This is a genomic window from Actinophytocola sp., from assembly GCF_035634895.1.
Taxonomy (GTDB): domain Bacteria; phylum Actinomycetota; class Actinomycetes; order Mycobacteriales; family Pseudonocardiaceae; genus Actinophytocola.
The window spans coordinates 1-3241 of record NZ_DASQCC010000272.1; the positions used below are offsets into that span (position 1 = coordinate 1).

Sequence of the window (3241 nt, forward strand, 5' to 3'; positions counted from 1 at the left end):
ACCCTTCCTTCTTGATCGCCTCGTTCGGGATCGAACCCTCCACCACGAGCACGAACGGCTCCAACTCACCACGATCAGCCTTGTGCCACCACTCGATGAACGTGTCCGCACCCTGCTCCGGACCACACTCGAAATCAATCAACGGCCAGTGCATCGCGACCTTCGGCAACCCCGGTAGCGCACCGAGGACGATCTCCTCGATGCTGGGCTGGGTCGCGGCGGTCAACGCCACCGAGTCCCCGTCGCAACCAAGTCCCCCGTTGATCCACAGAATGTGTACAACGGGTTCCACATCGGCGCCGGCAGCCATGATTTCGAAGACCCTCCACTATGCTGTGGGTCACGGTGCCCGAGAAAACGGTATCCCCGTGCGTTGGTCGCAGCAAGTGCGAACGGGACAGAAGTGTCTGAGCACAGCCAGAATCCAGGCGACCGGTTGGAGGTCCGGCCGGTAGTCGTGCTGTCCCAAACATTTCCGGCACGCCCTTCCTCGATTCCGGAAATCCGTGAATTCGTGCGCCGGTGCCTGGCCGAGTCGCCGTTGACGGAGGTGGACAACACCGCCGTCGGCCAGACCGTGCTGCGTGCGCTGCTCGACGCGGCGGGCCCCACCGGGTCCATCCAGATCTCGTTCCGCATCTTCCCGGACCAGGTCGAGGTGGACGTCCTGCACTCGCATCCCGGCCTGGGGGACGAACCGCCACTGGCGCGGATGGGTGAGCTGCCGCTGCCGACCGCAGCAGGCCGGCCCGCCGCCGAGTCGCCGGAGACGTTCGCGGACTGGATGTCCGAGGTGCTGCGCAAGGCGGGGCTGACCCACGAGCAGGCCGCCCGCCAGCTGGGGGTGTCGGTGAAGACCGTGAACCGCTGGGTAGGTGGTGAGACGGAACCAAGACTGCGCGATCTTCGCCGTATTCACGAATTGTTCGGCGATACCCCGTTGTCCTGAAATCCCGGATTCCCGGAATTCGGCGGACGACGACGCGCGCGAAGTTGCGTGGGGGGTCTACACTTGTGTCGTTCCGTGGGACAGAGGTGTCCGATGAGTTCTGCAGCGTGTGACCGCGTTCGCGAGCGACATTGGGTTTGTGCGCGCAGAATGCGTGAACGTAGGCTCGCCCAAGGGCTTACCCAGAAAGAAGTCGTCGGACGACTGGCGCGGCGTGGCGTACACACGACGAACCGGGCGATCAGCACGATGGAGAACGGCCACGCCCTGGACCTCGGCCTGCTGCCCGAGCTCGCCGAGGCCCTCGACTGCACGGTCACCTACCTGCTCGGCCTGTCCAGCGACCCGCACTCGTGGCGTCCGGACCGCCCGCAGCTACGGCCGCCGAACGGGGCGGAGGTGCCGCACCGACCACTTCGGACGGAGGCGAGAACCGGTCTGACTGCGAACAACTGATCACATCTCCCACCACACCAGAGGTGTTGACCAATGACCAGGCTGTCATCGGTTCAGTCGAACACACGCGTCGAGGAGCTGTTCGCCCGGCGTGCCGCCCCGCTCGCCGACCTGGCTGAGCACGCGGAGGACGTCGCCCGCACCTGCCACGCCATGGCCGCGCGGTTCCACCGCGGCGGGAAGCTCGTCGTGTTCGGCAACGGCGGCCCGAGCACCGACGCCCAGCACGTGGCCGTCGAGTTCGTCCACCCGGTGATCGTCGGGAAGCGGGCCCTGCCCGCGCTGTCCCTCACCGCGGACATCGCGACCGTCACCGGCGTCGCCAACCGGGTCGGCCTCGCCGAGGTCTTCGCCCACCAGATCCGCCTGCTCGCCGAGCCGGCCGACATCGCGCTCGGCCTGTCCGCGGACGGCGACTGCGTGAACGTCCTGCATGGACTCGAACAGGCACGGGAGCTCGGCATGCTGACCGTGGTGCTGCTCGGCGGGGACGGCGGGCTGATCGCCGCGGACGGTCACACCGACCACGTCCTGGTCGCCGCGACCACCGACCCTCGGGTGATCAAGGAGGTGCACGTGACCATGTACCACGTCCTGTGGGAGCTGGTGCACGTGTTCTTCGAGCAGCCCGGGGTGCTCGACCCGGGGGTCGTGCGATGAACACCCCGGACTGCCACGACGACGTGTGCGTCACCTGCTCGGACAGCGCCGTGCCCGTGATCGTGCTGAACCTGCTCGACGACGGCCTGGCCGAGGTCGACACAGGCAGCGGCACCGAGGAGGTCAGCGTCGCGCTGGTGGCGGCGCGGGTCGGCGACACGGTCCTCGTGCACGCGGGCGAGGCCATCGCCGTCGTCGGAGGTGGTACGCCGTGACCGACGACATGCAGTCGCTGTACCCGTTCCTCTACTCCGGCAAGTCCGATGTGGACGCCGTCCTGGCACAGGTGCGCCAGTCCACGATGGACAAGGCGCGGGAGATCACCGAGCTGCGCGGCCAGGTCCTGGCCCGCGACGGTGCCCGGCTCACCGAGTGCGCGGAGCGGATGGCCGAGCGGTTCGCGGCGGGCGGGCGGCTGCTCACGTTCGGCAACGGCGGCAGCGCCACGGACGCGCAGGATCTCGCCGGCCTGTTCGTCTGCCCGGCCGACGACTCCCGGCCGCTGCCCGCGTTCAGCCTCACGGCCGACATCGCCGTGATCACCGCACTGTCCAACGACGTCGGCTTCGACGTCGTGTTCGCCCGGCAGCTCGGCGCGTTCGGGCGCGGCGGCGACATCGCCGTCGGGCTGTCGACCAGCGGCAACTCGGCGAACCTGCTGCGCGCCTTCGACGAGGCGAGCCGGCGGGGCATGCTCACCGTCGGCATCGCCGGGTACGACGGCGGCAAGATGGCCGAGCTGGACAGCATCGACCACCTGTTCGTGGTGCCGTCTCCATCCGTGCACCGCATCCAGGAAGCACAAACCACCATTTACCACGCACTGTGGGAGCTGACCCATGACCGCATCGACGGATACCACGCGGCACGCGCGGCCCGATGAGGACGAGCAGGTCGTCCACATCCTCTGGATGAACGGAGGTCTCGGCTGCGACGGGGACTCGGTGGCGTTGACCGCCGCGACCCAGCCGAGCATCGAGGAGATCGTGCTGGGCGCACTGCCCGGCCTGCCCAAGATCGCCGTCCACTGGCCGCTGATTGATTTCGAGTGTGGTCCGGAGCAGGGTGCGGACACGTTCATCGAGTGGTGGCACAAGGCTGATCGTGGTGAGTTGGAGCCGTTCGTGCTCGTGGTGGAGGGTTCGATCCCGAACGAGGCGATCAAGAAGGAAGGGT

General features: G+C 67.8%; 5 protein-coding genes and 2 pseudogenes. 6 read left to right on the forward strand and 1 reads right to left on the reverse strand.

What is annotated here, in order from left to right; translation table 11 throughout:
• A pseudogene (locus VET29_RS42040) lies at nucleotides 1-310 on the reverse strand (hydrogenase expression protein HypE); the annotation flags it as partial.
• A 240-nt stretch (nucleotides 311-550) separates the two neighbouring features.
• Between VET29_RS42040 and VET29_RS42045 the strand changes: the two are divergent.
• The 6 genes and pseudogenes from VET29_RS42045 to VET29_RS42070 form a co-directional block, all read left to right on the forward strand.
• Nucleotides 551-949, forward strand: a complete 399-nt coding sequence (locus VET29_RS42045) for a helix-turn-helix transcriptional regulator (protein WP_324932498.1) — start codon at nucleotides 551-553, stop codon at nucleotides 947-949.
• A gap of 150 nt (nucleotides 950-1099) precedes the next feature.
• The gene (locus VET29_RS42050; RefSeq protein WP_324932486.1) at nucleotides 1100-1405 is read left to right on the forward strand and encodes a helix-turn-helix transcriptional regulator; all 306 of its coding nucleotides are present in this window, start codon (nucleotides 1100-1102) and stop codon (nucleotides 1403-1405) included.
• A gap of 33 nt (nucleotides 1406-1438) precedes the next feature.
• The gene (locus VET29_RS42055) at nucleotides 1439-2065 is read left to right on the forward strand and encodes an SIS domain-containing protein (protein WP_324932489.1); all 627 of its coding nucleotides are present in this window, start codon (nucleotides 1439-1441) and stop codon (nucleotides 2063-2065) included.
• Nucleotides 2062-2280 (forward strand): HypC/HybG/HupF family hydrogenase formation chaperone, encoded by a 219-nt coding sequence (locus VET29_RS42060; RefSeq protein ID WP_324932492.1) that lies wholly within the window; start codon nucleotides 2062-2064, stop codon nucleotides 2278-2280. Before VET29_RS42055 ends, VET29_RS42060 begins: the two co-directional genes overlap by 4 nt.
• Nucleotides 2277-2948: an SIS domain-containing protein gene (locus VET29_RS42065; RefSeq protein WP_324932495.1), complete on the forward strand. Its 672-nt coding sequence runs from the start codon at nucleotides 2277-2279 to the stop codon at nucleotides 2946-2948. The genes VET29_RS42060 and VET29_RS42065 overlap by 4 nt, the downstream gene beginning before the upstream one ends.
• Nucleotides 2905-3241 (forward strand): annotated as a pseudogene (locus VET29_RS42070) (hydrogenase expression protein HypE); the annotation flags it as partial. The gene VET29_RS42065 and the pseudogene VET29_RS42070, both read left to right, overlap by 44 nt.

Excerpts from the sequence above, each read along its gene's own strand:
- VET29_RS42055 (WP_324932489.1), top strand. The coding sequence starts at position 1,439 with ATGACCAGGCTGTCATCGGTTCAGTCGAACACACGCGTCGAGGAGCTG.
- VET29_RS42060 (WP_324932492.1), top strand. The coding sequence starts at position 2,062 with ATGAACACCCCGGACTGCCACGACGACGTGTGCGTCACCTGCTCGGAC.
- VET29_RS42050 (WP_324932486.1), top strand. The coding sequence starts at position 1,100 with ATGCGTGAACGTAGGCTCGCCCAAGGGCTTACCCAGAAAGAAGTCGTC.